This is a genomic window from Streptomyces sp. NPDC020845 (assembly GCF_044334165.1).
Lineage (GTDB): Bacteria > Actinomycetota > Actinomycetes > Streptomycetales > Streptomycetaceae > Streptomyces.
In genome coordinates this window covers 440,589-464,299 of sequence record NZ_JBIRSJ010000003.1, presented here as the reverse complement: position 1 = coordinate 464,299, position 23,711 = coordinate 440,589, and the positions used below count along the sequence as shown (strand labels likewise).

At 71.5% G+C, this 23,711-nt stretch carries 17 protein-coding genes; 9 read left to right on the top strand and 8 right to left on the bottom strand.

The features are described from left to right. Window positions 1-225: 225 nt before the first annotated feature. The 6 genes from ACH4U7_RS09235 (at window position 226) to ACH4U7_RS09210 (ending at window position 6,972) form a co-directional block, all read left to right on the top strand. Window positions 226-1,764: a sugar ABC transporter ATP-binding protein gene (locus ACH4U7_RS09235; RefSeq protein WP_398527338.1), complete on the top strand. Its 1,539-nt coding sequence runs from the start codon at window positions 226-228 to the stop codon at window positions 1,762-1,764. Next, window positions 1,758-2,846: an ABC transporter permease gene (locus tag ACH4U7_RS09230; RefSeq protein WP_398527337.1), complete on the top strand. Its 1,089-nt coding sequence runs from the start codon at window positions 1,758-1,760 to the stop codon at window positions 2,844-2,846. Before ACH4U7_RS09235 ends, ACH4U7_RS09230 begins: the two co-directional genes overlap by 7 nt. After that, window positions 2,836-3,906 carry a substrate-binding domain-containing protein gene (locus ACH4U7_RS09225; RefSeq protein WP_398527336.1) on the top strand — a complete coding sequence of 357 codons (1,071 nt, stop codon included), beginning with the start codon at window positions 2,836-2,838 and terminating at the stop codon, window positions 3,904-3,906. Before ACH4U7_RS09230 ends, ACH4U7_RS09225 begins: the two co-directional genes overlap by 11 nt. A 41-nt stretch (window positions 3,907-3,947) precedes the next feature. Continuing rightward, window positions 3,948-5,156 (top strand): Gfo/Idh/MocA family protein, encoded by a 1,209-nt coding sequence (locus tag ACH4U7_RS09220; RefSeq protein ID WP_398527335.1) that lies wholly within the window; start codon window positions 3,948-3,950, stop codon window positions 5,154-5,156. 11 nt (window positions 5,157-5,167) lie between these two features. Then, on the top strand, window positions 5,168-6,175 hold the full coding sequence (locus tag ACH4U7_RS09215) for a sugar phosphate isomerase/epimerase family protein (protein WP_398527334.1): 1,008 nt from the start codon (window positions 5,168-5,170) through the stop codon (window positions 6,173-6,175). Window positions 6,176-6,285: 110 nt separating this feature from the next. Beyond that, on the top strand, window positions 6,286-6,972 hold the full coding sequence (locus ACH4U7_RS09210; RefSeq protein WP_398527333.1) for a response regulator: 687 nt from the start codon (window positions 6,286-6,288) through the stop codon (window positions 6,970-6,972). Here the strand turns inward: ACH4U7_RS09210 and ACH4U7_RS09205 are convergent. After that, window positions 6,969-7,949, bottom strand: coding sequence for an alpha/beta hydrolase family esterase (locus ACH4U7_RS09205; RefSeq protein ID WP_398527332.1), 981 nt, complete (start codon window positions 7,947-7,949; stop codon window positions 6,969-6,971). The genes ACH4U7_RS09210 and ACH4U7_RS09205 overlap by 4 nt on opposite strands. A gap of 27 nt (window positions 7,950-7,976) precedes the next feature. On the opposite strand from ACH4U7_RS09205, the gene ACH4U7_RS09200 reads away from it, so the two are divergent. Further along, the gene (locus ACH4U7_RS09200) at window positions 7,977-9,158 is read left to right on the top strand and encodes a PucR family transcriptional regulator (protein WP_398527331.1); all 1,182 of its coding nucleotides are present in this window, start codon (window positions 7,977-7,979) and stop codon (window positions 9,156-9,158) included. Window positions 9,159-9,168: 10 nt separating this feature from the next. Here the strand turns inward: ACH4U7_RS09200 and ACH4U7_RS09195 are convergent, their stop codons facing one another. Continuing rightward, window positions 9,169-10,125, bottom strand: coding sequence for an alpha/beta hydrolase (locus ACH4U7_RS09195; RefSeq protein ID WP_398527330.1), 957 nt, complete (start codon window positions 10,123-10,125; stop codon window positions 9,169-9,171). Between the two features lie 187 nt (window positions 10,126-10,312). Here ACH4U7_RS09195 and ACH4U7_RS09190 point away from each other — a divergent pair, with 187 nt between their 5' ends. Further along, window positions 10,313-12,409: a hypothetical protein gene (locus ACH4U7_RS09190; protein WP_398527329.1), complete on the top strand. Its 2,097-nt coding sequence runs from the start codon at window positions 10,313-10,315 to the stop codon at window positions 12,407-12,409. Window positions 12,410-12,440: 31 nt separating this feature from the next. On the opposite strand, the gene ACH4U7_RS09185 is transcribed toward ACH4U7_RS09190, so the two are convergent. The 5 genes from ACH4U7_RS09185 to ACH4U7_RS09165 all read right to left on the bottom strand — a co-directional run bounded on the left by ACH4U7_RS09185 (window position 12,441) and on the right by ACH4U7_RS09165 (window position 20,041). Further along, window positions 12,441-14,489, bottom strand: a complete 2,049-nt coding sequence (locus ACH4U7_RS09185; RefSeq protein ID WP_398527328.1) for an RICIN domain-containing protein — start codon at window positions 14,487-14,489, stop codon at window positions 12,441-12,443. Between the two features lie 74 nt (window positions 14,490-14,563). Then, the gene (locus tag ACH4U7_RS09180) at window positions 14,564-16,651 is read right to left on the bottom strand and encodes a beta-galactosidase (protein ID WP_398527327.1); all 2,088 of its coding nucleotides are present in this window, start codon (window positions 16,649-16,651) and stop codon (window positions 14,564-14,566) included. A 136-nt stretch (window positions 16,652-16,787) separates the two neighbouring features. Continuing rightward, a complete protein-coding gene (locus ACH4U7_RS09175) occupies window positions 16,788-18,134 on the bottom strand; it encodes an ABC transporter substrate-binding protein (protein WP_398527326.1) in 1,347 nt (448 codons plus the stop codon). Between the two features lie 32 nt (window positions 18,135-18,166). Continuing rightward, entirely contained in the window at window positions 18,167-19,114 is a 948-nt protein-coding gene (locus ACH4U7_RS09170) for a carbohydrate ABC transporter permease (protein WP_398527325.1), read from the bottom strand. A gap of 3 nt (window positions 19,115-19,117) precedes the next feature. Next, window positions 19,118-20,041, bottom strand: coding sequence for a carbohydrate ABC transporter permease (locus ACH4U7_RS09165; protein ID WP_385612990.1), 924 nt, complete (start codon window positions 20,039-20,041; stop codon window positions 19,118-19,120). Between the two features lie 308 nt (window positions 20,042-20,349). On the opposite strand from ACH4U7_RS09165, the gene ACH4U7_RS09160 reads away from it, so the two are divergent. Beyond that, window positions 20,350-21,366, top strand: coding sequence for a LacI family DNA-binding transcriptional regulator (locus ACH4U7_RS09160; RefSeq protein WP_398527324.1), 1,017 nt, complete (start codon window positions 20,350-20,352; stop codon window positions 21,364-21,366). 17 nt (window positions 21,367-21,383) lie between these two features. Here ACH4U7_RS09160 and ACH4U7_RS09155 read toward each other — a convergent pair whose 3' ends face one another. Then, window positions 21,384-23,663, bottom strand: coding sequence for a WD40 repeat domain-containing serine/threonine protein kinase (locus tag ACH4U7_RS09155; protein WP_398527323.1), 2,280 nt, complete (start codon window positions 23,661-23,663; stop codon window positions 21,384-21,386). Window positions 23,664-23,711: the final 48 nt, after the last annotated feature.

Sequence of the window (23,711 nt, the reverse complement as noted above, 5' to 3'; positions counted from 1 at the left end):
AGGCACCACACCTACCCACCGCACGCACCGCACGCACCGCACGCACCGCACGCACCGCACCGCACCCGCACGCGCACACCATTGGCACGCGCGCACGTAAAACCGCGCGACGCGCGCCACACCCGCCGCATTCCGTACGCACCGCACCACGCGCACCACACCAACCCCCCGCCATTCCGCGCTCAGCCCTGCCCACTCACCGGCGCACCGCCGAGGAGGCCCGCCATGGCACCGCCCGCACCGCCACCACTGCTCACCATGTCCGCCATCGCCAAGTCCTTCCCCGGCGTACGGGCCCTCGACGGGGTCGACCTCGACGTCCAGGCGGGTGAGGTCCACTGTCTGCTCGGCCAGAACGGCGCGGGCAAGTCCACCCTGATCAAGGTGCTGGCCGGGGCCCATCAGCCCGACCAGGGCGAAATCCACTGGCAGGGCCGCCCGGTGCGGCTCAAGTCGCCGGTCGCCGCCATGCGCCTGGGCATCGCCACCATCTACCAGGAACTCGACCTGGTGGAGGGGCTGTCCGTGGCCGAGAACGTGTTCCTCGGCCATGAGCTCGCCACCGGCGGATTTCTGCACCCGCGCTCGGCCCGCGCCGCCACCGCCGATCTCCTCGCCCGCCTCGGCCACCCGGAGATCCCCGCGGACGCGCTGGTCGGCTCGCTCCCCGCGGCCGGACAGCAGATCGTCTCCATGGCCCGCGCCCTCTCCCACGACGTACGCCTGATCGTCATGGACGAGCCGTCCGCCGCCCTCGACCCCGACGAGGTGGACAACCTCTTCCGCATCGTCGGCGATCTGACCGGGGACGGCGTCGCCGTCGTCTACATCTCCCACCGGCTGGAGGAGATCCGCCGCATCGGCGACCGCGTCTCCGTCCTCAAGGACGGCCGCGTCGCCGCCCGCGGACTGCCCGCCCGCACCACCCCGACCCGCGACATCGTCGCCCTGATGACCGGCCGCGACGTCGAGTACGCCTTCCCCGAGCGGCCCGCAGGGGCCTCCAAAACCGCGGACCCCGGCAACGGTACGCCCGTGCTGCGGCTCGAAGGCCTGGCCAGGGCGGGCGAGTTCGAACCGCTCGACCTGGATCTGCGCCCCGGCGAGATCGTGGGTCTCGCCGGCCTCGTCGGCTCCGGCCGCTCGGAGATCCTGGAGACCGTCTACGGGGCCCGGCGGCCGACCGCCGGCCGCGTCCTCGTCGACGGACGCCCGCTGCGCCCCGGCAGCGTCACCGCCGCCGTACGCGCCGGGCTCGGCCTCGCCCCCGAGGAGCGCAAGGCGCAGGGGCTGCTGATGCTGGAGTCCGTCACCCGCAATGTCTCGGTGTCCTCGCTGGCCCGCTTCTCGCGCGCCGGGTGGCTGGACCGCGGGGCCGAACGGGCCGCGGCCCGGGAGGCCGTACGGGATCTGTCGCTGCGCCCGGACGACCCGGAGCGCCCGGTGCGCACCCTGTCCGGCGGCAACCAGCAAAAGGCCGTGCTCGCCCGCTGGCTGCTGCGCGGCTGCCGCGTGCTGCTGCTGGACGAGCCCACGCGCGGCGTCGACGTGGGCGCCCGCGCCGAGTTGTACGCCCTGATCCGCCGCCTCGCCGACGACGGCGTGGCCGTCCTGCTCGTCTCCAGCGAACTGCCCGAGGTCCTGGGCCTGGCCGACCGGGTGCTGGTGCTCCGCGAGGGCCGCGTCGTACACACCGCACCGGCGCGGGAGCTGGACGAACACCGCGTCCTCGACCTCGTCATGGAAGGGAGCCCGTCGTGCTGAATCAACCCGGGGGGCAGCCGGGGTCCGCCGCCCCCGCGAATGCCGCCGCCGAATCCACCGCCACGCTCACCAAGCAGAGCCCGCCGGGAGCAGCCAACGGCCGGCCGCCGGCCGGCCGGGCCGCCGGGAGCGGCCGGCTGCGGGCGCTCGTCGATCTGCGCAATCTGTCCCTGGTCGGGGTCCTCGCGGTGCTGGTGGCCGTGGGCGGCTTCACCAAGCCCAATGAGTTCCTGACCACCGACAATCTGCAACTCGTCCTCACCCAGGCGTCCGTCATCGGCGTCGTCACCGTCGGCATGACCTTCGTCATCACCAGCGGCGGCATCGACCTGTCCGTCGGCGCGATGGTCGCCCTGGCCTCCGTATGGGCCACGACACTGGCCACCCAGGACTTCGGGCTCGGCGGCATCCTGATGTGCGCCGTCCTGGTCGGGCTCGGCTGCGGCCTGGTCAACGGCGTGCTCATCGCGTACGGCGGCATGGTCCCCTTCATCGCCACGCTCGCCATGCTCGCCTCGGCCCGCGGCCTCGCGCTGCACCTCAGCGACGGCAAGACGCAGGTCGTCACCGTGCAGCCGGTCCTGGACCTGGGGCTGCCCGACGCGTACGTACTGGGCATCCCGCCACTGGTGATGATCTTCGCCTTGGTCACCGTGGTCGGCTGGCTGGTGCTGAACCGTACGACCTTCGGCCGGCGCACCGTCGCCATCGGCGGCAACGCGGAGGCCGCCCGGCTCGCGGGCATCGACGTCAGGCGGCAGCGCCTGATGCTGTATCTGCTGTCCGGGCTGTGCTGCGGTATCGGCGCGTTCATGCTGATCGTCCTCACCGGCTCCGGTCAGAACACCAACGGCAATCTCTACGAACTCGACGCCATCGCAGCCGCGATCATCGGAGGCACGCTGCTCAGCGGCGGCCGGGGCACCATCACCGGCTCGGTCCTCGGCGTCCTCGTCTTCACCACCATCACCAACCTGTTCGCCCTGAACAACCTGCAGAGCGATGTCCAGCAGATCGCCAAGGGGGCGATCATCGTCGCCGCCGTCCTGGTCCAGAAGGGTCGTACGAACCATGAGGGATAACCCACGCACACCGGCCAACTCCCCGATGAGCCCCAGCCGGAGAAATCTGCTGTTCGGCACCGCCGCCGCGGGTGCGCTCTTCGCCGCGGGCTGTACGAGCAACGAGAACAACGACGACAACGAGAAGAGCAGGCAGGCCGCGAACACGGCGGACACCAAGCCCGGCAAGGCGGTCACCATCGGCTTCGCCGGCCCGCAGGCCGACCACGGCTGGCTCAACGCCATCAACCAGCAGGCCAAGCGGCGCGCCAAGGAGTACGAGGACGTCACCCTCGAGACCACCGAGGGCTCGAATGACACCGCGCAGCAGATCGGCCAGATAGAGACGCTGATCAACAAGAAGGTCGACGTCCTGGTCATCCTGCCCGCCGACGGCAAGGCGCTGACCCAGGTCGGGCTCAAGGCCATGAAGGCGGGCATCCCCGTCGTCAACCTCGACCGGATCTTCGCCTCCCCGCAGGCGTACCGCTGCTGGATCGGCGGCGACAACTACGGCATGGGGCTCAACGCGGGCCGCTACATCGGCGAACAGCTCAAGGGCAAGAAGAACGCGAAGGTCGTCGAGCTGGCGGGCCTCGACAACCTGGAGCTGACCGGGCAGCGCACCAAGGGGTTCGACGACGCCCTGAAGAACTACCCCAACATCGAGAAGGTCGGCCGCCAGGCCGCCGAGTTCACCGTCGAGTCGGGCCAGGCGAAGATGGCCCAACTGCTCCAGGCGCATTCGAAGTTCGACGCGCTGTGGAACCACGACGACGACCAGGGCGTGGGCGCGGAGCGCGCCATCCAGCAGGCCGGGCGGGACGACTTCCTCATGGTCGGCGGCGCGGGCGCCAAGCGCGCCATGGACGCCATCAAGGCCGACAACAGCGTGCTGAAGGCCACCGTCCTCTACCCGCCGACGATGGCCGCCTCCGCCATCGACCTCGCCCGCGCGCTCGGCCAGGGCAAGGGCGTCGGCGGCCTCGCCGAACTGGAGATCCCGGCGTCCCTGACGCTCTACTCCGCCGTGGTCACCAAGGACAACGTCGACGACTACCTGCCCACGGGCTTCAGCTGACCGCACCCCCGCCGGCCCTGATCCCCCAGCGAAGGAGTCCCATGCAACATCCTGCGGAAACCGCGGAAACAACCAAGCCCGCGCTCGGTGTCGGCATGGTCGGCTACGCCTTCATGGGCGCCGCCCACTCCCAGGGGTGGCGCACCGTGGGCCGCGTCTTCGACCTGCCCCTGCGCCCGGCCATGGCCGCCATCTGCGGCCGCGACCCGGACGCGGTGCGGGCCGCGGCCGAGAAACACGGCTGGGCCGCCGCCGAGACCGACTGGCGCGCCCTGATCGCCCGCGATGACGTGCAGCTCGTCGACATCTGCACACCCGGCGACAGCCACACCGAGATCGCGATCGCGGCGCTGGAGGCGGGCAAGCATGTGCTGTGCGAGAAGCCGCTCGCCAACTCGGTCGCCGAGGCCGAGGCCATGGTGGAAGCGGCGCGGCGGGCGCGGGAGCGCGGGCAGATCGCGATGGTGGGGTTCAACTACCGCCGTACGCCCGCCATCGCACACGCCCGCCGGATGGTGCGGGACGGGCGGCTCGGGGTGCTGCGCCACGTACGGGTGTCGTATCTGCAGGACTGGCTCGTCGATCCGGAGTCCCCGCTGGTGTGGCGGCTGCGGCGGGAGCACGCGGGCTCCGGCGCGCTCGGCGACCTGGGCGCCCACATCGTCGACCTGGCGCAGTATCTGGCGGGCGAGCCGCTGGTCGGGGTCTCGGCGCTGACCGAGACCTTCGTACGGGAGCGGCCGCTGCCCGCCGGGACGGCGACCACCGGCCTCGGCGGCCAGGCGGGCGGCGCGGCGCGCGGGCCGGTCACGGTCGACGACGCGGCGCTGTTCAGCGGGCGGCTGGCCTCCGGGGCACTCGCGTCCTTCGAGGCCACCCGGTTCGCGGCGGGCCGCAAGAACGCGCTGCGGATCGAGCTCAACGGCGAACGCGGCTCGCTCGCCTTCGACCTGGAGCGGCTGAACGAGCTGCACTTCCACGACCACACCGAGCCGGCCACCGACGCCGGTTTCCGCCGGATCCTGGTCACCGAGCCCGAACACCCCTATCTGGAGGCGTGGTGGCCGGCCGGCCACGCCCTCGGGTACGAGCACACCTTTGTCCACCAGGCGCGCGATCTGGTGCTTGCCATCGACGCGCGGACCGAGCCCGAACCGTCCTTCGCGGACGGGCTGCAGGTGCAGCGGGTGCTCGCCGCGGTCGAGGAGAGCGCCGAGAAGAACTGCGTCTACACGCCGGTACCCGCCTGAGGAGGCCCCGGATGCCCCGACAATTCACACTCTTCACCGGACAGTGGGCCGATCTGCCGCTCGAGGAGGTCTGCCGGCTGGCCCGCGACTTCGGCTACGACGGACTCGAACTCGCCTGCTGGGGCGACCACTTCGAGGTGGACCGGGCGCTCGCCGAGCCCGGCTATCTGGACGGGCGGCGGCAGCTGCTGGAGAAGTACGGGCTCCAGTGCTGGGCCATCTCCAACCACCTGGTCGGCCAGGCCGTATGCGACTCCCCCATCGACGAGCGCCACCAGGCCATCGTGCCGGGCCGGATCTGGGGCGACGGCGACCCGGAGGGGGTGCGGCAGCGGGCGGCGGCCGAGCTGGCGGACACCGCGCGGGCCGCGGCCGCCTTCGGGGTCCGTACCGTCATCGGCTTCACCGGGTCCTCCATCTGGCATCTGGTGGCGATGTTCCCGCCGGTGCCACCGCATATGATCGAGCGCGGCTACGAGGACTTCGCCGAGCGCTGGAACCCGATCCTGGACGTGTTCGACGCGGAGGGCGTGCGCTTCGCCCACGAGGTGCACCCGAGCGAGATCGCGTACGACTACTGGACCACCCACCGCGCGCTCGAAGCGGTCGGCCACCGCCCCGCCTTCGGGCTCAACTTCGACCCCAGCCATTTCGTCTGGCAGGACCTCGACCCGGTCGGCTTCCTGTGGGACTTCCGGGACCGGATCTACCACGTGGACTGCAAGGAGGCGCGGAAGCGGCTGGACGGCCGCAACGGCCGGCTCGGCTCGCATCTGCCCTGGGGCGACCCGCGACGCGGCTGGGACTTCGTCTCGGCCGGACACGGGGATGTGCCGTGGGAGGACGTGTTCCGGATGCTGCGCTCCATCGGATACGACGGGCCGGTGTCGGTGGAGTGGGAGGACGCCGGGATGGACCGGCTCCAGGGCGCGCCGGAGGCGCTGAAGCGGCTGAAGGCGTACGACTTCGACCCGCCGGCGGCCTCCTTCGACGCGGCCTTCGGCGGCGGGAACGGCTGAGGAGGATCGGGGGCCGTCGGGGTCGGGGCCGGGGAGGGGAAGGGCCGTCCGTGCGGGGGGCACGGACGGCCCTGAGGCCGTTCCTACGTCCGATGGCTCACCATGGTGACATGACCATCCGCGTCCTGCTCGCCGACGACCAGACCCTGCTGCGGGCCACCTTCCGGATCCTGATCGACTCCTGCGAGGACATGGAGGTGGTGGCGGAGGCCGCCGACGGCGCGGAGGCGGCCGAGCTGACCAGCGCACACGCCCCTGACGTCGTCGTCATGGACATCCGTATGCCCGGCACCGACGGCCTGGCCGCGACCGCCGCGATCTGCGCCGACCGGGAGCTGTCCGCCACCCGTGTGCTCATCCTCACCACCTTCGAGACCGACGAATACGTGGCCCGGGCGCTGCGGGCGGGCGCGAGCGGCTTCCTCGGCAAGGACGTGGGCGCCGATGAACTGCTCTCCGGCATCCGCACCGTGGCCTCCGGCGACTCCCTGCTCTCCCCGGTGGCCACCCGCGCACTGATCACCCGCTTTCTCGCCGCCCCCGACCCCGAGGCCCCACTGGCACCGAGCGAACTCCTCGCCTCGCTCACCGCCCGCGAGCGGGAGGTGATGGCGCTGGCGGCGGAGGGGAAGTCCAACGCCGAGATCGCCGAGGTGCTTTTCGTCAGCCCGCTGACCGTACGCACGCATGTCCAGCGGGCCATGAACAAGCTCGGGGCGCGGGACCGCGCCCAGCTGGTCGTCATCGCGTACCAGTCCGGTCTTGTGCGTCCCGCGCCGCCGCGCGACCAGTTCTAACTGTCCAGGCCGAAGAAGGTGATGGCCCGGGCGGCCATACCGGCGAGCGGGAGCGAGTGTCCCGTGCCCTGGATGCTGATGGCCTCGACCGGGGCCCGGTCACCGGTGGCTCCGTAGCGGGTGCGGGTCCAGTTGGCCTGCGGACTGTCCGTGCTCGCGGGTGTCTGGCTCGCCCCGAGGACGTTCGTCCACTGCTTGATCTCCTCACCGAAGTTCGGATAGCGCAGGGTGGTGTCCGCGGTGCCGTGCCACAGCTGCATCCTCGGCCGGGCGCCGGTGTATCCGGGGTAGGCGCCGCGGGCCAGATCGCCCCACTGCTGCGCCGTCTTGGTGATCGTGCCGTTGGCGCAGGCGGTGTTCCAGCCGGATCCGTCCGTGGTGGCGAAGCAGCCGAAGGGCACGCCGGAGAACGCCGCGCCCGCCTTGAACACGTCCGGGTAGTCGCCGAGCAGGACGTTGGTCATCATGGCGCCCGAGGAGGCTCCGGTGACATAGACCCGGCTGGGGTCGGCGTTGTTGTGCTGGAGGACGTAGCGGACCATCGACACGATGCCCACCGGGTCGCTGCCCCCGTCGTGCCGCAGCGCCTGCGGCGAGGAGACGTCGAAGCAGGAGCCGCTGCGGGTGGCGGACGGGTAGATGACGATGAAGCCGTAGCGGTCGGCCAGCGAGGCGAACTCGGTGCCGGAGTAGAACGCGGGGCCCGAGCCCGTGCAGTAGTGCACCGCGACGAGGACCGCGGGCCGCGCCGCGACGTTGTTCGGCACGTACTGGTACATCCTGAGGTTGCTCGGATTGTTGCCGAATCCGGTCACCTCGGTGAGCGAGGCGGCGGCCGCGGGGGTCGGTGTCAGCAGGAGCAGCGACGCGAGCAGCGGCAGGATGCCGCCGAGTAACGCCGCGAGCACCGACCTGGGTGTTCTGCGCCGCCTTGCGGACGTGGCGGTGGTTCCCGCCGACGCGGGGCTGTTGGTCATGTCCCTGTCCTTTCTAGACTGGTGGCTGTGAAGGGCTTGCTACTGCGGCTCTCGGCGCTCGACGCGGATGCCGCCACCGCGGTTCGCGTGATCGCCCACTTCCAGGCGCTGCTGGGCAGCGGCGCCCTCGACGCGATATCGCTGGCCCGGTCCACCGCGGGGCTCGCGGAGTGCGCGGCGGGCCTGGAGCTGCCCGACGGCCGCACGGCCCGGTTCGGGCCGGGCGGCGCCGCCCTCCCGGGTGAGCCGGAGGCGGTGTCCCAGGGCGCGGAGCTCGGCCCGTCCGGGCGGGTGTGGCTGGAGCGGCCGGGGCCGCCGGGCCCGTTCGACGAGCTGATCCTCGAATGGATGGCCATCGCCGCCCGGACACTGTGCGGCGGCCCGACACCGCCTCGTGCGCCCTGTGCCCCGCTCGCCCCTCGTACGCCCGGTACGCCCGGCGCGGCCGATCCCGCGCTGATGGAGCTGGTGCTGTCCGAGCGCGAGTCCGACCATGACCGCGCCCGCGCGCTACGGCTGCTGGGCCTGGCCCCCGAACTGCCGCTGCGGATGGTGGCGGTGCGTGGCGCCCCGGCCGTCGACGCGGGCCTGGACGCGGTCGCGCTGCTCGGCCGCGCGGGGCTCGAGGCCGTCGTCCGGGTCACCCGGACCGGCCCATGGGGCACGGTCCTGGTGCAGCCCCCGGATCCGGCGGCCGACTCGCCCGCCCCGGCGCTGCGCGCCGCGGTGGCCGACCCACGCCGTGGCCCGGACGTGGCGCGCGACGCGGCGCGCCGGCTGCGGGTCGGCGTCGGCGGCCTGGTCCACGCGCTGGCCGCCCGCGACTCCTGGGCACAGGCGTGCACGGCGCTGCGGTTCGCGGTGGCGGGCAGCCCGCGGGAGGCGGTGGCCGACCATGACGCGCTCGGCCCGGTCGCGCTGCTGGCCGACATCCCGGCGGAGCGGCTGGCCGCGCTGCCCGAGGCACGGCGGTTGGACGCTCTGGCCGCCCAGCCGAACGGGGACCTGACCATCGCCGCGCTGGCCGCCTTCTGCCGTACCGGCTCGCTGCGCCAGGCCGCCGCGGAACTGCATCTGCACCACAGCTCCGTGGCCGCCCGGCTGGCCCATGTCGAGGCGGCACTGGGCTGGCGGCTACGCGACCCCGAACACCGCCTCCACGCCCAACTCGCCCTATATGCGCGGCGATTGGCTGCGGCGCCAAAATGAGTGCGGGCTCTCATCGGCCCAGTGCCCGCCGCAGGACCGCGACCGTCTCGTCGCTCATCCGCCGCACCGCCCCGGCGTACTCCACGGCCACCGCGCCGTGGAAGGTGCCCGGGAAGAGGTGGAGTTCGGTGCGGACACCGGCGGCCAGCAGGGCGCGTGCGTAATCGATGCCCTCGTCGCGCAGCGGATCGAACTCCATCACCGCGACATAGGCGGGCGGCAGCCCCCGCAGCCCGGCCACACCCGCCCGGGCGGGGGCCGCGTACGGCGACACGTCCCCCGTACCGGGCACCCCGGCCCCCAGATACGCCTCCCAGCTCTGCCGGGCGAGTTCGCGGGTCCATACGGGCGTGTCGGTGAAGGCCCGCGCGCTCGGCGTGTCCAGCCGGTCGTCGAGCGCGGGGCTGAACAGGACCTGGAAGCGGATCCCGGGGCCGCCGCGCGCGTGGGCGAGCATTGTCAGGGCGGTGGCCATGCCCGCCCCGGAGCTGTCGCCGAGGACCGCGATCCGGTCGGCCGCCACCTCCAGCCCCGCATCGCCCTTCGCCAGCAGGCACAGCCCGGCGTAACAATCCTCGAGACCGGCGGGGAAGGGGTGTTCGGGAGCCAGCCGGTAGTCCGGGGAGACCACCACGGCGGCAAGGTCACGGCACAGCCGCAGGTTGAAGGCGTGGTCCACGTCCGGCGAGCCCAGCATGAAGCCACCGCCGTGGACGCTGTAGACGGCGGGCAGCGGCCCGGCGGCGCCCAGCGGCCGGTACGTACGCAGCGCCACATCCGGCGCGCCCTCCCGTCCGGGCGCCACCGCCTGTCCGACCTCCACCCCGGTGCTGTCCACGGCCGCGAGCCGCCCGGCGACCTCCCGCGCCTGCGCGGCCCGCGCGGCGGCCAGGTCGGAGAGGTCGACCGGGGGGATCAGGGCGACGGCCGCGGCGAGTTCGGAGTCGAACGGGTAGTCGTGGGCCATGTCCCACACCGTGCCACGAGGTGGCCGCACGGGTCATCAGACAGGCGTCGGGACAACAGCCCCCGTCACCCGACTTCCGTGCGGCCCCATGGGCCACATCCGCCCCAGGCGTTCATGGAGCGGCGGCTGGTCGTCCGGCGGGGGAATTCACTCGGCGCCGGCCCCGCCGATCAGGCACCATGGCCCGGTGACCAGCAGCTCCCCGACGCATCCGGCTCTCCTGGAGCGCTTCCAGGCCGTGCTGTCCGACATCTCCGAGGGTACGGAGGGGTCCATCGACGACGTGCTCAACGCCCTGACGCACCTCGACGCGACCGGCGACGCCGCCGACGCCACGGCGGCGCTGCGCATGCTCGGCGAGCGGCCGGGCGTCGTCCTGCGTCTTGACGGGCAGGTGCGGTGGTCGCAGTTGCGCGGGGAGTGGTCCAACTCCGGGCACCCGGGGGCGACGGCTCCCCCCGCGCCGCCGGCGTACGACCGGCCCGTGGCGCTGGCGTTCGCCTGCTCGCACAGCGACGGGCGGGTCCGCGAGCGCGCGGTCCGCCGGATCGTGGAACGGCCGAGCCCCGAGCTCATGCCCTTCCTGGTGCTGCGCACCGGCGACTGGGTCCGTCAGGTGCGCGAGCGGGCCCGGGCGGGCCTGACTGACCTGCTGTCCCGGGACCCGGCGCGGTTCGTCCCGGCCGCCGCGCCGACCGCGCTGCTCGCCGACCGCCGCCGACGCGGCGACTTCGCTCGCCGACAGCTCCTCGCCGCGCTGCTGTCCGCCCCCGGAGCGGCCCTGTTGCAGAGGCTGCTCGCCTCGCCGCTGCCCGAACAGCGGCGGTTCGCTCTCGAGGTGGCGGGCGCGACGGGCCGCCTCCCCCTCCGGGCCCTGGTCTCCCTGGCGGAGGGCGACACCGATGTGCGGATACGGGCCCGGGCGGCCGAGGCGGCCGCCCGCGAGGCGGTCTGGACCGACCGGGCCGATCTGCTGCGGCGGTTGGCCGCCGCGCGCCACCGCGAGGTGCGGGCCACCGCCCTGACCGGGCTGATCCGCACGGGACACCCGGACGAGGCCACGGCGGCGCTGGACGACCCGGCGGGCCTGGTCCGGGCCGTGGCGCGGGACGCCGCCCGCCGCACCGGCGCCGACCCGCTGGCCCACTACCGCGCGGCGGTGAGCGCCCCGCAGCCGCCGGCCGGGGCCGTCGACGGGCTCGCCGAAACCGGAAGCGCCGCCGACGCCCCGCTGCTTCTCCCCCTGCTCGACCACCCACAGGCCCCGATCCGCGCCCATGCGCTGCACGCGCTGCGGACCTTCGGCGCCGCGCCGGTCGACCGTGTCATCCCCCTGCTGCGCGACCCCTCGGCCAAGGTGATCCGCCAAGCCGTCACCGCACTGCGCCCGCACACCGCAAAGCTGCCGCCCGGCCTGGCCACCGCGCTGCTCACCGACTCCCGTGCGGCCGTACGCCGCGCCGGCCACCGGCTGCTGTCCGAGCCCGACCCGGTGTCCCGGCTGCGTACGCTCCTGCCACTGGCCGCCGACCCCGACCCCCGGCTGTCCGCCCGCGTGACCGCGGACATCACGGCCCTGGCCCACGGGCTGCATCCGAGGCCGGAACGCGGGCGCTGGGTGGCGCCCCTCGACACCACGGCCGAACAGCGCGCCGATCTGCTCGCCCTGACCGACGCGGCCACGGCCGCCCTCCCCCACCGCACCCGCCAACTGCTGTACGAGGGGCTTGACCCGACCTCGTGGACGGCAGAGTTGCTCAGGGCCCGCCACGGCCCGCATCCCGATACGGTCAACCCGCTCCTCGAGCTGAGGGCCACGTACACCTCCCAGGATCCCTGGGCCACGGCCGAGCTGATCCGGGACGTGCTGGATGCCGTCCTCGAACACGCCACGGCCCCGGCCGGGGAGTGGCCGACCGGGGACGAGTGGCCGACTCTCCTCCCCGAGTGGTTCGTCCAGCGCTGCGCCCCCGAGCCCCCGCCCCCGCCGGAGCGGGCGGATCCCGCCACCTGGCTGGCCCGGTGGCGCGGCCTGACGCAGCGTCAGCGACAGGCCGAGGCGATCGCGGGCGCCACGGCGGACTGGCGGCTCGCCGACTGGCTCGACCTCTTCGACCCCGAAGGGCTGGCCGACTCCCGCAGCTGGCGCTTCTGGGACGTCGGCACCACAACAACGACCACCGGCTGGGTACGGGTGGGCGTGGACGGCCATCCGTACGGTGGCCGGAGGGCGCTGTTGTGGCTCATCGAGGCCGCCGGGGGCTATGACATCGATCTGCCGTGACCGCGTCGGCCCGCGCTGACGGGGACGCCGGTCAGCTCACGTCGGTCACCTTCCAGCGCTGGTTGGCGCCGGAGTTCGGCTGCCAGGTGGAGACGGTGGCTCCGTCGTGCGTGGCCTGGCCGGAGACCTCCAGGAGGGTGCCGGTGGCGGCGTTGACGAGGGTCCAGGTGCCATCGCCGGTCGTCGACATGATCCACTGGGTGGCCTTGTCGCGGTCGCCCTGGTCTGGCTCCAGGACGGCGGCGCCGTTACGGACGGCGAGGCGCTTGCCGTCCGTCAGGTTGGTGAACACATACCGCTGCCGGTTGCCCTCGCCGCTGATCTGACGGAGCTGCCAGCGCTGGGTGGTGTCGGCCGCGTCGGCGCTCGCGGTCCTGATGACGAGGCCGGTGCCGCCCTCCGCGACGGTGAGCTCCTTGCCGCTCTGCGCGCCGGTCAGCCGGTAGGTGTGGCCCTCGCGAAGCAGCGCGGCGTCCTTCGCGGTGCCGGAGACCCCCTTGACGAGGAAGGAGGTCACCGATTGGGCCGGGACGATGAAGGTGGCGCGCCGGTCGGTGACCCGGATCGGGCGGTGCCGCTCCAGCTTGCCCTCGGCGCTGGTCACAACGGGGGTGACGGTGGCGCCACGCGCGACGTCGGCGAACTTGGACAGGTCGATGGTGACGGTGCGCTCGGCGGTGGTGCTGTTGACGTGGACGACGGTGGCGCCGTTGCCCCGCTGGGAGACGGCGGCGGCGCTGGAGGTGTCGTCGACCTTCACCAGCCGGTCACCGGGCTTGATGTAGTGGGTAAAGTTCCGGGCGGTGTCGAACTTGGTGTTGGTGCGGATCGGGCAGGTCTTGAGGGTGTCCTTCGAGGTGCAGCTGAACGGGAGCTGGATGCTGCCCCAGTTGCCGCCCTTGGCGGACTCCCCGCCGGGCTTCATGTTGTCGTAGTCCTCGACCGGCTGCCAGAAGACCCAGGCCCGGGGCTCGAGTTCGCGCAGGTCGTCGACGATGTGCTGGGCCAGTCCGAGGCCGGGGCGCATGTCCTGGAAGTCCTGGCCGTCGCCCCAGTCGCCTTCGACCTCGCTCATCCACAGCGGCTTGTCGGCCGCCTTGGCCAGGTCGCGTACGGCGGTGCGGCCGCCGGTGCCGTAGGTGTGCACATTCATCTGGCCGACCAGGTCACGCACCTCCTTCGGGTACGTGTTCCAGTTCTGGGCGAAGATGTTCGGGTTCGTCTCGTCCATCGCCGAGATCTTCGCGCCGGTCCTGGCCTGCTGCAGGGCAGGGGCCAGGGCGCGGATCACCTTCTGCTGGAGCTCGGGGCCGATATGGGCCCCTTCCTGACGGCCGCCGACCGGCTGGCCGTCGGCGCCCAGGCGGGTGCTCCAGTAGCCGGTGTTGGGCTCATTGAACGGGTCGACGGTGTCGACCTTGATGTCGTGCGCCTTCTCCAGCCGCTTGGTGGCACCGGCCAGATAGGCGGCGAAGTCGTCGACGGAGTCGGACTTGAGCTGGTCGGCGGTGGCGTTGAAGCCGCCGGAGACGTAGCCGCTGGTGGTCATGAACCACGGCGGGGAGTTGCTGAACGTCTCCCAGTGGTCGATGTCGCCCTTGATCCGGTCCACCCACCAGCGCTGGTTGGCGTCGGCGTCGGGGTTCCAGTCGGCGGGGTCGTCGGCGCTCCACCAGTCGGTGTCCTCACGGGTGGTGCCCTCGGGCGCCTTCCACCAGCCCGGGACCGCCCCTCCGGCGCGGAGGTAGTCCTTGACGTCCGGGGCGTTGCCACCGCCGATGTTGTAGCGGGCGATGTTCAGGGCCAGGCCGTCGTCGCCGAAGAGGAGCGAGGCCAGCTTCTGGCGTATCTCCTCGGGGTAGCCGCCGGTGACATTGGCGAACCACACCAGGCTGGTGCCCCAGCCCTCGAACTTCTGCTGCTGGTAGGAGGGGTCGGGCCGGACGGTCACGGCGGAGGCCGCGGCCGCCGTCTGGGCCTGGGCCTGCGGGGAAGGTGCGCTGATCAGGGCGGCGCCCGTGGCCAGGGCGGTGACGCCGACGGCCCCCAGGAGGCGTCTTGTGCGGGTACGGCGTTCCATCGTGTGCTCCCAACTGGTCGGTGGTCGCTTCGGTGGGACGGCATGCCCAACGGACATGCCCGTGTGGGGGTTTGTCAGGAGGCGGGCTGTCGCACCACGGCGACCTCCCGCGGCCGCAGGGTGAGCGAGCCGTCGGCCGCCGTGGCGCCGCCGGTCAGCGGCTCCCCGGTGAGGGCGGGCAGGCTCACCTGCTCGTCGGTGCGGTTGACGAGGAACAGATAGCGGGCATCGGCGGTGCGGCGCACCGTCAGCTCGACGCGCCCGCGCACCTCGGCGGGCAGTTCGCTGTGGACTCCGGCGCCCTCCAGCAGGCCCGGCAGAAGGCGGGCGAGCCCGTCGGGGCCCAGCCGGGTGGAGACATACGCGGCCGAGCCCTGGCCCGCCGCGCGGCGGGTGATGGCGGGGCGGCCGGCGTAGCTGCCGGTGCGGTAGTGGGCGAGGGTGTGCACCTCGGGGTCGGTGACGGTGATCTGGTCGGTCCACAGGGTGCCGGTGGCCGGGGTTTCCGCACCGTCCAGGCCATCCCCACCGTCCAAACCGTCCAGTTCGACGGTGTCGTCGGCGAGCAGCGGGCCGAACTCCTCGATGCGGATGCCCAGCAGTTCGCGCAGGGCCCCGGGGTAGCCGCCCAGCCAGACGTGGTCGTTCTCGTCGACGACGCCGGAGAAGTACGTGGTGACCAGGTGGCCGCCAGTCTCCACGTACCGCGTGAGCTCCTTGGCCAGGGCCTGGGGCACCACATGCAGTACGGGAGCGATCAGCAGCCGGTACTCGTCGAGCTCGGCCCGGGTGGTGATGACATCGGCGCGGATGCCCAGCGCGAGAAGAGCGGAGTACCAGTCAAGGGCCTCCTGGCGGTAGTTGAGCCGGGAGCTGGGGTGGGAGTCCTGCTCGCTGGCCCACCACGAGTCCCAGTCGTATACGATCCCGACCCGCGCCCGCTCGCGTTCGGCCCCGGCGACCGGCGCCAGCGCCTGAAGGGTGGCGCCCAGCTCGGTCACCGCGCGGAAGACATCGCTGTCGGCCCCGGCGTGCGGCACCATCGCCGAGTGGTACTTCTCGGCCCCGGCCGCCGACTGCCGCCATTGGAAGAAGCAGACCGCGTCGGCGCCGTGCGCGACGTGCAGCAGGGAGTCGCGCGCCAGGTCGCCCGGGCGCTTGGCCACGTTGATGGGCTGCCAGTTGACCGCGCTGGTGGAGTGCTCCATGAGGAACCACGGGCGCCCGCCCGCGATACCGCTGGTGAGGTTGGCGGAGAAGGACAGCTCGTCGCGGTCCTGGGGGCCGGGGAGGACATAGTGGTCGTTGGAGACAAAGTCGATCTCGTCGGCCCAGTCGGGGTAGTTCATCCCCTTGGTCTCGCCCATCACCATGAAGTTGGTGGTCACGGGCACGCCCGGGGTGATCTCGCGCAGGATGTCCCGCTCCGCGCGCAGATACTCCTTCAGCGCGTCGGAGGAGAAGCGCTTGAAGTCGAGCTGCTGGGTGGGGTTGGGGTGGGACGCGGCCAGCCGGGGCGGCAGGATCTGCGCCCAGTCGCTGTAGCGCTGGGACCAGAAGGCGGTGCCCCAGGCGTGGTTGAGCGCGTCCAGGGTCCCGTAGCGCGCCCGCAGCCAGTCGCGGAAGGCGCGGGCGGCGTCGTCGGAGTAGTCGTAGATGTTGTGGCAGCCCAGCTCGTTGGACACATGCCAGGCCACCAGGGCGGGGTGGTCGGCGTAGCGCCGGGCCATCTCGGTCACCAGGCGCAGCGCGTGCTCGCGGAAGACCGGCGAGGTGGGGCGCCAGTGCTGGCGCGCCCCCGGCCACACCGTCTCACCGGAGGCGGTGACCGGCAGGATCTCCGGGTGCGCGGTGGTGAGCCAGGGCGGCGGGGACGCGGTGGCGGTGGCCAGGTCGACCCCGATGCCGCCCGCGTGCAGAAGGTCCATGACCTCGTCGAGCCATCCGAAGTCCCACTGGTCCGGGGCCGGCTGGATGCGGGCCCAGGAGAAGATCGCCACGGAGACGGCATTGACGCCGGCCTGGCGCATCAGCCGGACGTCCTCCTCCCACACCTCGCGCGGCCACTGCTCGGGGTTGTAGTCGGCGCCGAAGACCAGTCGGGGGGAGGCGGGGTCACCGTCCGCCCCGTGCGGCAGCCGGGAGAGGAGGGTGGAGATCATGGTGGTCCTTCCGGTGTACCGCACGGGACGGCGCGGCGTTGGTGCTGGTGGTGCCGGTGGAGCTGGTGGTGCCGGTGATGCTCAGGGCGTACGGCAGCAGGGACCGCGGCATCGCGTTCCCTGCTGCCGTAGGGCCTTACTCGGAGACCGTGAAGCCCTGCTCCTTGCCGTACTTGACGGAGGCGTCCTGCCAGGCCTTCAGCCCCTTGGTCAGCGGGGTGTTCGAGACGTAGGACTTGCCGACGCTGTCGTTGAAGATCGAGTTGGCGTACACCTGGTAGGGCAGGTACGACCAGCCGCTGCCGACGTTCGCGGCCGACTCGGCGAAGATCTTGTTGGCCTTCTGCCCGCCGAAGTACGGGAACTCGGTGTTCTGGAACGCGTCGGACTGGAGGTCGGCCGTGGTCGCCGGGAAGGCGCCGCCCTTGAGCCGGGTCTGCACGCCCTTGCCGGCGTTCGCGTACTCGACGAAGGCGTAGGCGAGCTCCTTGTTCTTGCCCGCCGAGGGCAGGGCCAGCGAGCTGCCGCCGTTCTCCGCGGTGGTCTTGTCGCCCTTGGTCCACTGCGGCAGCGGGGCCACGCGCCAGTCGCCGGAGGCGTTCTTCACACCGGAGACGAAGTTGGCGGGCATCCAGGCGCCGGTGGTCAGGGTGGCGATGTCGCCGTTGCCCAGCCCCTTGTACCAGTCGTCGGTCCAGCCGTTGACGGGCGCGAGAAGCTTCTCGTCGATGAGCGTCTGCCAGGTCTTGGTGTAGGTGGCGGCGCCCTTGTCGGAGAAGTTGATCTTCACCTTGGTGCCGTTGTCCTCGACCTTGTACGGGCGCGAACCGGCCTGCCACAGCAGGCTGGTGGTCATACCCGCCTCGCCGATGTCGCTGGTGATGTAGACCTTCGGGTCGGCCTTGTGCAGCTTGCGCGCCGCGTCGACGTACTCGTCCCAGGTGGTGGGCACCGCGACCTTGTACTTGTCGAAGACCTTCTTGTTGTAGAACAGCGCCATCGGGCCGGAGTCCATGGGCAGGGCGTAGATGGCGTCGCCGGACTTCACCGAGTTCCACGGGCCGGGCGAGTAGGTCTTGGAGAGCTTGTCGGCGCCGAAGCCGGACAGATTGTCCAGCGACTTGGTCAGCGCGAACTGGCCGAGCGCGTAGTACTCGATCTGCGCGACGTCCGGGACGCCCTTCTTCGCCGCTATGGCGTTCTGCAGGGCGGTGTACTGGTCCTTGTTGGTGCCCGCGTTGACGAGGTTGACGTGGACCTTGGGGTGTTCCTTCTCGAAGTCCTTCACGACCTGCTTGAGCGTGGGCTCCCACGCCCAGACGGTGATGGAGCCACCCTTCTTCAGGGCCGCCTGGATGTCCCCGGCGGACACCTTCTTGTCGCTGGAGCCGCCGTCGTCGGAGCCGCCACAGGCGGTCGCTCCCAGGGCGAGGGCGCAGACGAGGCCGATGCCGCGCAGCAGGCGGCGCGTGTTCTTGGGCATGGTGCTTCCACTTCTTCGTGGTGGGGTGAGGGTTATTCCTTGACGCTTCCGGCGGCGAGTCCGGACTGCCAGTACTTCTGCAGCAGCAGGAAGGCGACGATCAGGGGGAGGATGGTGATCAGCGAGCCGGTGATCACCAGATTGAAAACGACATCGCCACCGGCCGTCTGGGCCTGGGCGTTCCAGCTGTTCAGCCCCACGGTCAGCGGATACCAGTCCGGGTCCTTGAGCATGATCAGCGGCAGGAAGTAGTTGTTCCAGGTCGCGACCATCGTGAACAGCAGCACGGTCACGATGCCCGGTGCCAGCAGCGGCAGGCTGACCCGGAAGAAGGTCCGCAGCTCGCTCGCGCCGTCGATGCGGGCGGCCTCCAGCAGCTCGGTGGGGATGGCCTCGGTGGCGAAGACCCACATCAGATACAGACCGAAGGGCGAGACGAGCGAGGGGACGATCACCGCCCAGGGGGTGTCAGTCAGCCCCATCTTGCTGAACATCAGGAAGGTGGGGACGGCCAGCGCGGTGGTCGGTACGGCGACGGCCCCGATGACGACGGCGAACACGGCGCGTTTGCCGGGGAAGGTGAACTTGGCCAGGGCATAGCCGCCCAGGACCGCGAGGAAGGTGGCGCCACCGGCGCCGAGCCCCACATACAGCAGGGTGTTCAGCAGCCAGCGGACGAAGACCCCGTCGTTGTAGGTGAAGGTCTCACGGACGTTGTCCCACAGGGCGAAGTGGTCGGCGAACCACAGCCCGGAGGAGTCGGCCAGCCCTTCCTGGGTCTTGGTGGAGCTGATGACCAGCCATATCAGCGGCACCAGGGAGTACAGCAGGACCAGACCGGTCAGCACGGTCAGCAGCACACTGCGGCGGGGGCGGCGCCTTCCGGCGGCCTTGCGCGGGGTGCGCAGCCGGGGCGCGTGGCCGGAGGATCCGGCCCGTACGGGCGTGGGCTTGGAAGCGGTGGTGGCGGGGCTGCTCATGGTTCACGCTCCCTTGCGCATGCCGCGCAGCTGGACGACATAGGCGACGACCATCGTGATCAGCCCCATGACGATGGCGACCGTCGCGGAGTAGTTGTACTGCTGGCCCCTGAAGGACAGCGTGTACGTGTAGTAGTTCGGGGTGTAGTCCGTGGTGACCGCGTTCAGCGCCAAGGGCCTGAGGACGCTCGGCTCGTTGAACAGCTGGAAGCTGCCGATGATCGAGAAGATCGTCGCGATGACGAGGGCGCCGCGGATCGCGGGGAGTTTGATGGCGGTGATGACGCGGAGCTGTCCGGCGCCGTCGATCTCCGCGGCCTCGTACAGGGAGTGCGGGATCACCCGTAGCGCCGAGTAGAAGATCAGCATGTTGTAGCCGACGAACTCCCACGTGACGATGTTTCCGATTGACGCCAGGATCAGATCGGGCGAGAGCGGATCGGGCAGCGAGACACCGAAGGTGTCGTTGATGTCCCCCACCAGGCCGAAGCGGGTGCCGTACATGAAGGCCCACATCAGCGTGGCCACCACGGCGGGCACCGCATAGGGCAGGAAGATCGAGATCCGGAAGAAGTCCTTGCCGTACAGCCGCCCGCTGTCCAGCGCGAGTGCGACCAGCAGGGCGATGCCCAGCATGATCGGTACCTGGACCGCCAGGAACAGCCCCACCCGGGTCACTCCGGACCAGAACTGATCGTCCTGGAGCGCCTGCTGGTAGTTGTCAAGACCGACGAAGGTGTTGCCGCCGATCAGCTTGTCCTGGAAGAGGCTGAGGTAGATCGAATACCCGATGGGAGCCAGGAAGACCAGGGCGAAGACCGCCACGAAGGGGCCGACGAACCCCCACCCCGTCCAGGACCGTCGGTCCCGTTTCAGCGAAGCCCGTGCCGTGCGGTCCACGGCCGCCGGCGGTTGCAGCGTCGTCATGTCGATCCTCGTTCATCCCTCTCGGAGCCCGGAGGCCCGGCGCCCACGCAATGTTTACGCAAACACCACGCCCTGGAAAAGACCTTGACTGGTGTTATGTTTACGTAAACATCTGGTGGCGGCATGTCTACACTGCCCGAATGTCGACGGTCAAGGGTCGTCGTACGACGATTCCGCAACACTGCGGATGAAAGGGGGCAAGAGTGGATACAACGGACAGCGAATCGGCGAGTACACCGCAGATCCGGGCTGGCGCTGGGGCGGGGGCCGGGACCACGCGCGCCGACCGGCGGGTCCAGCGCGCTTCCATGGCGGATGTCGCCCGCCTGGCCGGTGTCTCCTCGCAGACGGTCTCCCGGGTCTCCAACGGCTACTCGGGGGTGACCGAAGAGACCCGGCAGCAGGTGCTCGCGGCGATGAAGGAGCTGGGCTACCGGCCCAACAGCGCCGCCCGGGCGCTCAAACGCGGCGAGTTCCGCACCATCGGCGTCATCACCTTCTCCCTCGCCACCACCGGCAATGTGCGCACCCTCGAGGCCATCGCCACCTCCGCGGCCCACGAGGGCTACGCCGTGACGCTCCTGCCCGTCGCGGTCCCCACCCAGGACGAGGTGCGCGGCGCCTTCTCCCGGCTCGGGGAGCTCGCCGTCGACGCCGTCATCGTCATCATGGAAGTGCATCTCCTCGACACCGCCACCGTCTCGCTGCCGCCCAACGTCCAGGTCGTCGTGGCCGATTCGGACGCGGGCGACCGCTACAGCGTCGTCGACACCGACCAGGCCGGCGGCACCCGCGCCGCCGTACGCCACCTCCTCGACCTCGGCCACCGCACGGTGTGGCACCTGGCCGGCCCCCAGGAGTCCTTCGCCGCGCAGCGCCGCGCCGACGCATGGCGCGTCACCCTCACCGACGCGGGGTGTCCGCCACCGCCCCTGGTCCGGGGCGACTGGTCCGCGGAGTCCGGCTACCAGGCCGGACTCCGCCTCGCCGACGAGGCCGACTGCACGGCGGTGTTCGCCGCCAACGACCAGATGGCGCTCGGCCTGCTGCGGGCCCTGCACGAACGCGGCCGGAGAGTGCCCGAGGACGTCAGCGTCATCGGCTTCGACGACATCCCCGAGGCCGGCTCCTTCCTGCCGCCCCTGACCACCGTCCACCAGGACTTCGCGGAGGTGGGGCGGCGCTGTGTCGAGGGGGTGCTGCGGCAGATGCGGGAGGACGGGGAGGACGTGGCGGGCCCTGGCACCACGCTGGTCCCGACCCGGCTCGTGGTGCGCGGCAGCACGGCGTCACCGCCGCCGCAACAGCAGCAGCGGCGGCGGTAGGGGCAAGGTGAGCAGGGTCAAGTGAGCTTCCAGAGGGCCAGGTAGTAGTCCAGGGATTCGACCAGGAGCTTGTTGTCGGGGCTGAAGGCGAGGGCGTCCGCGAAGGCATCACCCGCCCCGGCCTCCGACAGGGCCTCCGCTGCCGACTCGATGGATCTGTCGAACGTGCGGATGGGGTTCCAGGTGGCGGTGGACCAGACCTGGACCGCCCCGCCCCGCTCGCTGGCGGCCAGGGACTTGCCGTCCGGGCTGAAGGCCACGGACCCGATCATCTGCGAGGTGAAAGTCAGGGTCTCGATCTCCTTGCGGCTGCCTGTGTCCCACAGCCTGACTCCTTCGGTCCCGGCGTCGGCCGCGACGACCTTGCCGTCCGGGCTGAGCGCGAGGTCGTACAGGCCGTCCTTGCCCCCCTGGACGGTGGCGGTGATGCTCCGCCGGCTGATGTCCCAGAAGTGCAGCTTGTTTTCCGTGGTGGAGGCGATAAGGGTGCGGCCGTCCCGGGTGAACACGACGGACGCCACCCATCCCTGGTTCACATCCGTCGTGGGGCCCATGGGGTCGACGAGGGTGGCGACCTTGTCGCGGGACCTGACATCCCACACCGTGATGGTGGTGTTCGAGCTGTACGCCAGGGTCTTCCCGTCCCGGCTGAACGCCACCGAGTCGTACTCGGAGTCCTTCTGGTACTTGTCGCCGTGGAGCGTGGCCACCTTATTGCGGGACGCGACGTCCCACAGCGTGATCGTCGCGTAGTCGTCGATGGCGGCGAGGAGCGAGCCGTCCGGGCTGAACGCCACGTCGCCGATGGAGTTGTCGGCCCCTCCCACGCCGGGAAGGATGGCAGCCGTCTTCAGGCTGGGGCTGTGCCGCAGCTCCACGCCGCCGTCCAGGTCCCCGATGGCGATGAACCTGCCGTCCGGGCTGAACTCCACGGCGGTCAGCATGGAGTCGAACTTGTCGGACAGGGTGACCAAGGGCGTCCGCCCGGCGGCGGTGCCCCCGGACCCCGACGGGCTCGGGCTTTTTGCTTGTGATGGCGATGTGCTCGACGACTGGGACCCCCCGGAACCCCCCTTGGCCGAGGACCCGGAGAACCGGTCCACGGCGAGCGGGACGGCGACGGCGGCAGTGACACCGGCGCCCAGCGCGCCGAGCAGGAAAACGCGACGACTCGCGCGCCGAGCCCCCGCAGCAGGGTCCGCCGGAGGGGCGGCTGGAGGAGCGGGGTGCGGTGGGGCCACGGGCGGGTCCGCCGGGCGGTCGGGGTGCTGTGGGGCCGCGGTCGGGACCACGGGCGGGGCCGTGGGAGGGTCTACGGGCAGGCGCGCGGTGCCGTCCGCTCCTGGCTCCGCCCGCAGGACGACCGTCCCGGCCCCGGATTCCACAAGCGCGCCCCCGTCCTCGGGCAGACCGAGGACCCGGGCGATCTCGGCCTGCTGCGCGTCGATCAGGTCGTGTACGGCGGCGGGCCAGGGCCGCGCGGACGGGGCGAGTTGCCCGATGAGCTCAAGGATCCCGGCCGGAGTGGGCCGCTGGGACGGATCCTTGTCCAGACACCGTTCGACGAGCCCTCGCAACTCGTCCGGGACCGGGGCGAGATCGGGTTCGCTGTGCACGACGTTGTAGAGCATCTGCAGCGTGGAAGAACCGGCGAACGGGGCCCGCCCGGTGCACGCCTGGAACAGCACCGCACCGAGCGAGAACACATCGCTGGCCGGGGTGAGTTCACGGCTCTCCGCCTGTTCCGGGGACATGAAGGCGGGTGAGCCGACCAGCCAGCCCGTATGAGTGATCTTGGTGATGTTCTCGCTGTCGATCGCCCGTGCGATGCCGAAGTCGATGACCCGGGGCCCGTCGGCGGCGAGCAGCACATTGGACGGCTTGAGGTCGCGGTGGATCAGCCCGGCCCGGTGGATCTCGGCCAGGGCCGCGGCGAGCCCCGCGGCCAGGCGCACCGTCGACTCGGGCGGCAACGGAGCGACGTTTTCGACGACTTGCCCCAGGGCTGGGCCCGGTACGAACACCGAGGCCAGCCACGGCAGCGGCGCGTCCGCGTCCGCGTCGACCACGGCGGCCGTATACGCCCCGGACACCTTGCTGGACGCCTCCACCTCGCGGCGGAAGCGCGTACGGAACCCGTCGTCCTCCACGAACTGCGAGCGCACCACCTTGACCGCGACCAGGCGCCCGTCCGGCGCGACACCGAGCAGCACCCGCCCCATGCCGCCCCGGCCCAGCTCGGCCACCAGCCGGTACGGACCGGCCACCGGCCGGTCCGCCTCCCCCATCAGCTCCATCGGCCCTCTCCGACTCGTCGTTGCCTGCGGACAGTGGATCCTGTCACG

Excerpts from the sequence above, each read along its gene's own strand:
- ACH4U7_RS09235 (WP_398527338.1), top strand. The coding sequence starts at position 226 with ATGGCACCGCCCGCACCGCCACCACTGCTCACCATGTCCGCCATCGCC.
- ACH4U7_RS09225 (WP_398527336.1), top strand. The coding sequence starts at position 2,836 with ATGAGGGATAACCCACGCACACCGGCCAACTCCCCGATGAGCCCCAGC.
- ACH4U7_RS09220 (WP_398527335.1), top strand. The coding sequence starts at position 3,948 with ATGCAACATCCTGCGGAAACCGCGGAAACAACCAAGCCCGCGCTCGGT.
- ACH4U7_RS09215 (WP_398527334.1), top strand. The coding sequence starts at position 5,168 with ATGCCCCGACAATTCACACTCTTCACCGGACAGTGGGCCGATCTGCCG.
- ACH4U7_RS09210 (WP_398527333.1), top strand. The coding sequence starts at position 6,286 with ATGACCATCCGCGTCCTGCTCGCCGACGACCAGACCCTGCTGCGGGCC.
- ACH4U7_RS09205 (WP_398527332.1), bottom strand. The coding sequence starts at position 7,949 with ATGACCAACAGCCCCGCGTCGGCGGGAACCACCGCCACGTCCGCAAGG.
- ACH4U7_RS09195 (WP_398527330.1), bottom strand. The coding sequence starts at position 10,125 with ATGGCCCACGACTACCCGTTCGACTCCGAACTCGCCGCGGCCGTCGCC.
- ACH4U7_RS09185 (WP_398527328.1), bottom strand. The coding sequence starts at position 14,489 with ATGGAACGCCGTACCCGCACAAGACGCCTCCTGGGGGCCGTCGGCGTC.
- ACH4U7_RS09180 (WP_398527327.1), bottom strand. The coding sequence starts at position 16,651 with ATGATCTCCACCCTCCTCTCCCGGCTGCCGCACGGGGCGGACGGTGAC.
- ACH4U7_RS09175 (WP_398527326.1), bottom strand. The coding sequence starts at position 18,134 with ATGCCCAAGAACACGCGCCGCCTGCTGCGCGGCATCGGCCTCGTCTGC.
- ACH4U7_RS09170 (WP_398527325.1), bottom strand. The coding sequence starts at position 19,114 with ATGAGCAGCCCCGCCACCACCGCTTCCAAGCCCACGCCCGTACGGGCC.
- ACH4U7_RS09165 (WP_385612990.1), bottom strand. The coding sequence starts at position 20,041 with ATGACGACGCTGCAACCGCCGGCGGCCGTGGACCGCACGGCACGGGCT.
- ACH4U7_RS09160 (WP_398527324.1), top strand. The coding sequence starts at position 20,350 with ATGGCGGATGTCGCCCGCCTGGCCGGTGTCTCCTCGCAGACGGTCTCC.
- ACH4U7_RS09155 (WP_398527323.1), bottom strand. The coding sequence starts at position 23,663 with ATGGAGCTGATGGGGGAGGCGGACCGGCCGGTGGCCGGTCCGTACCGG.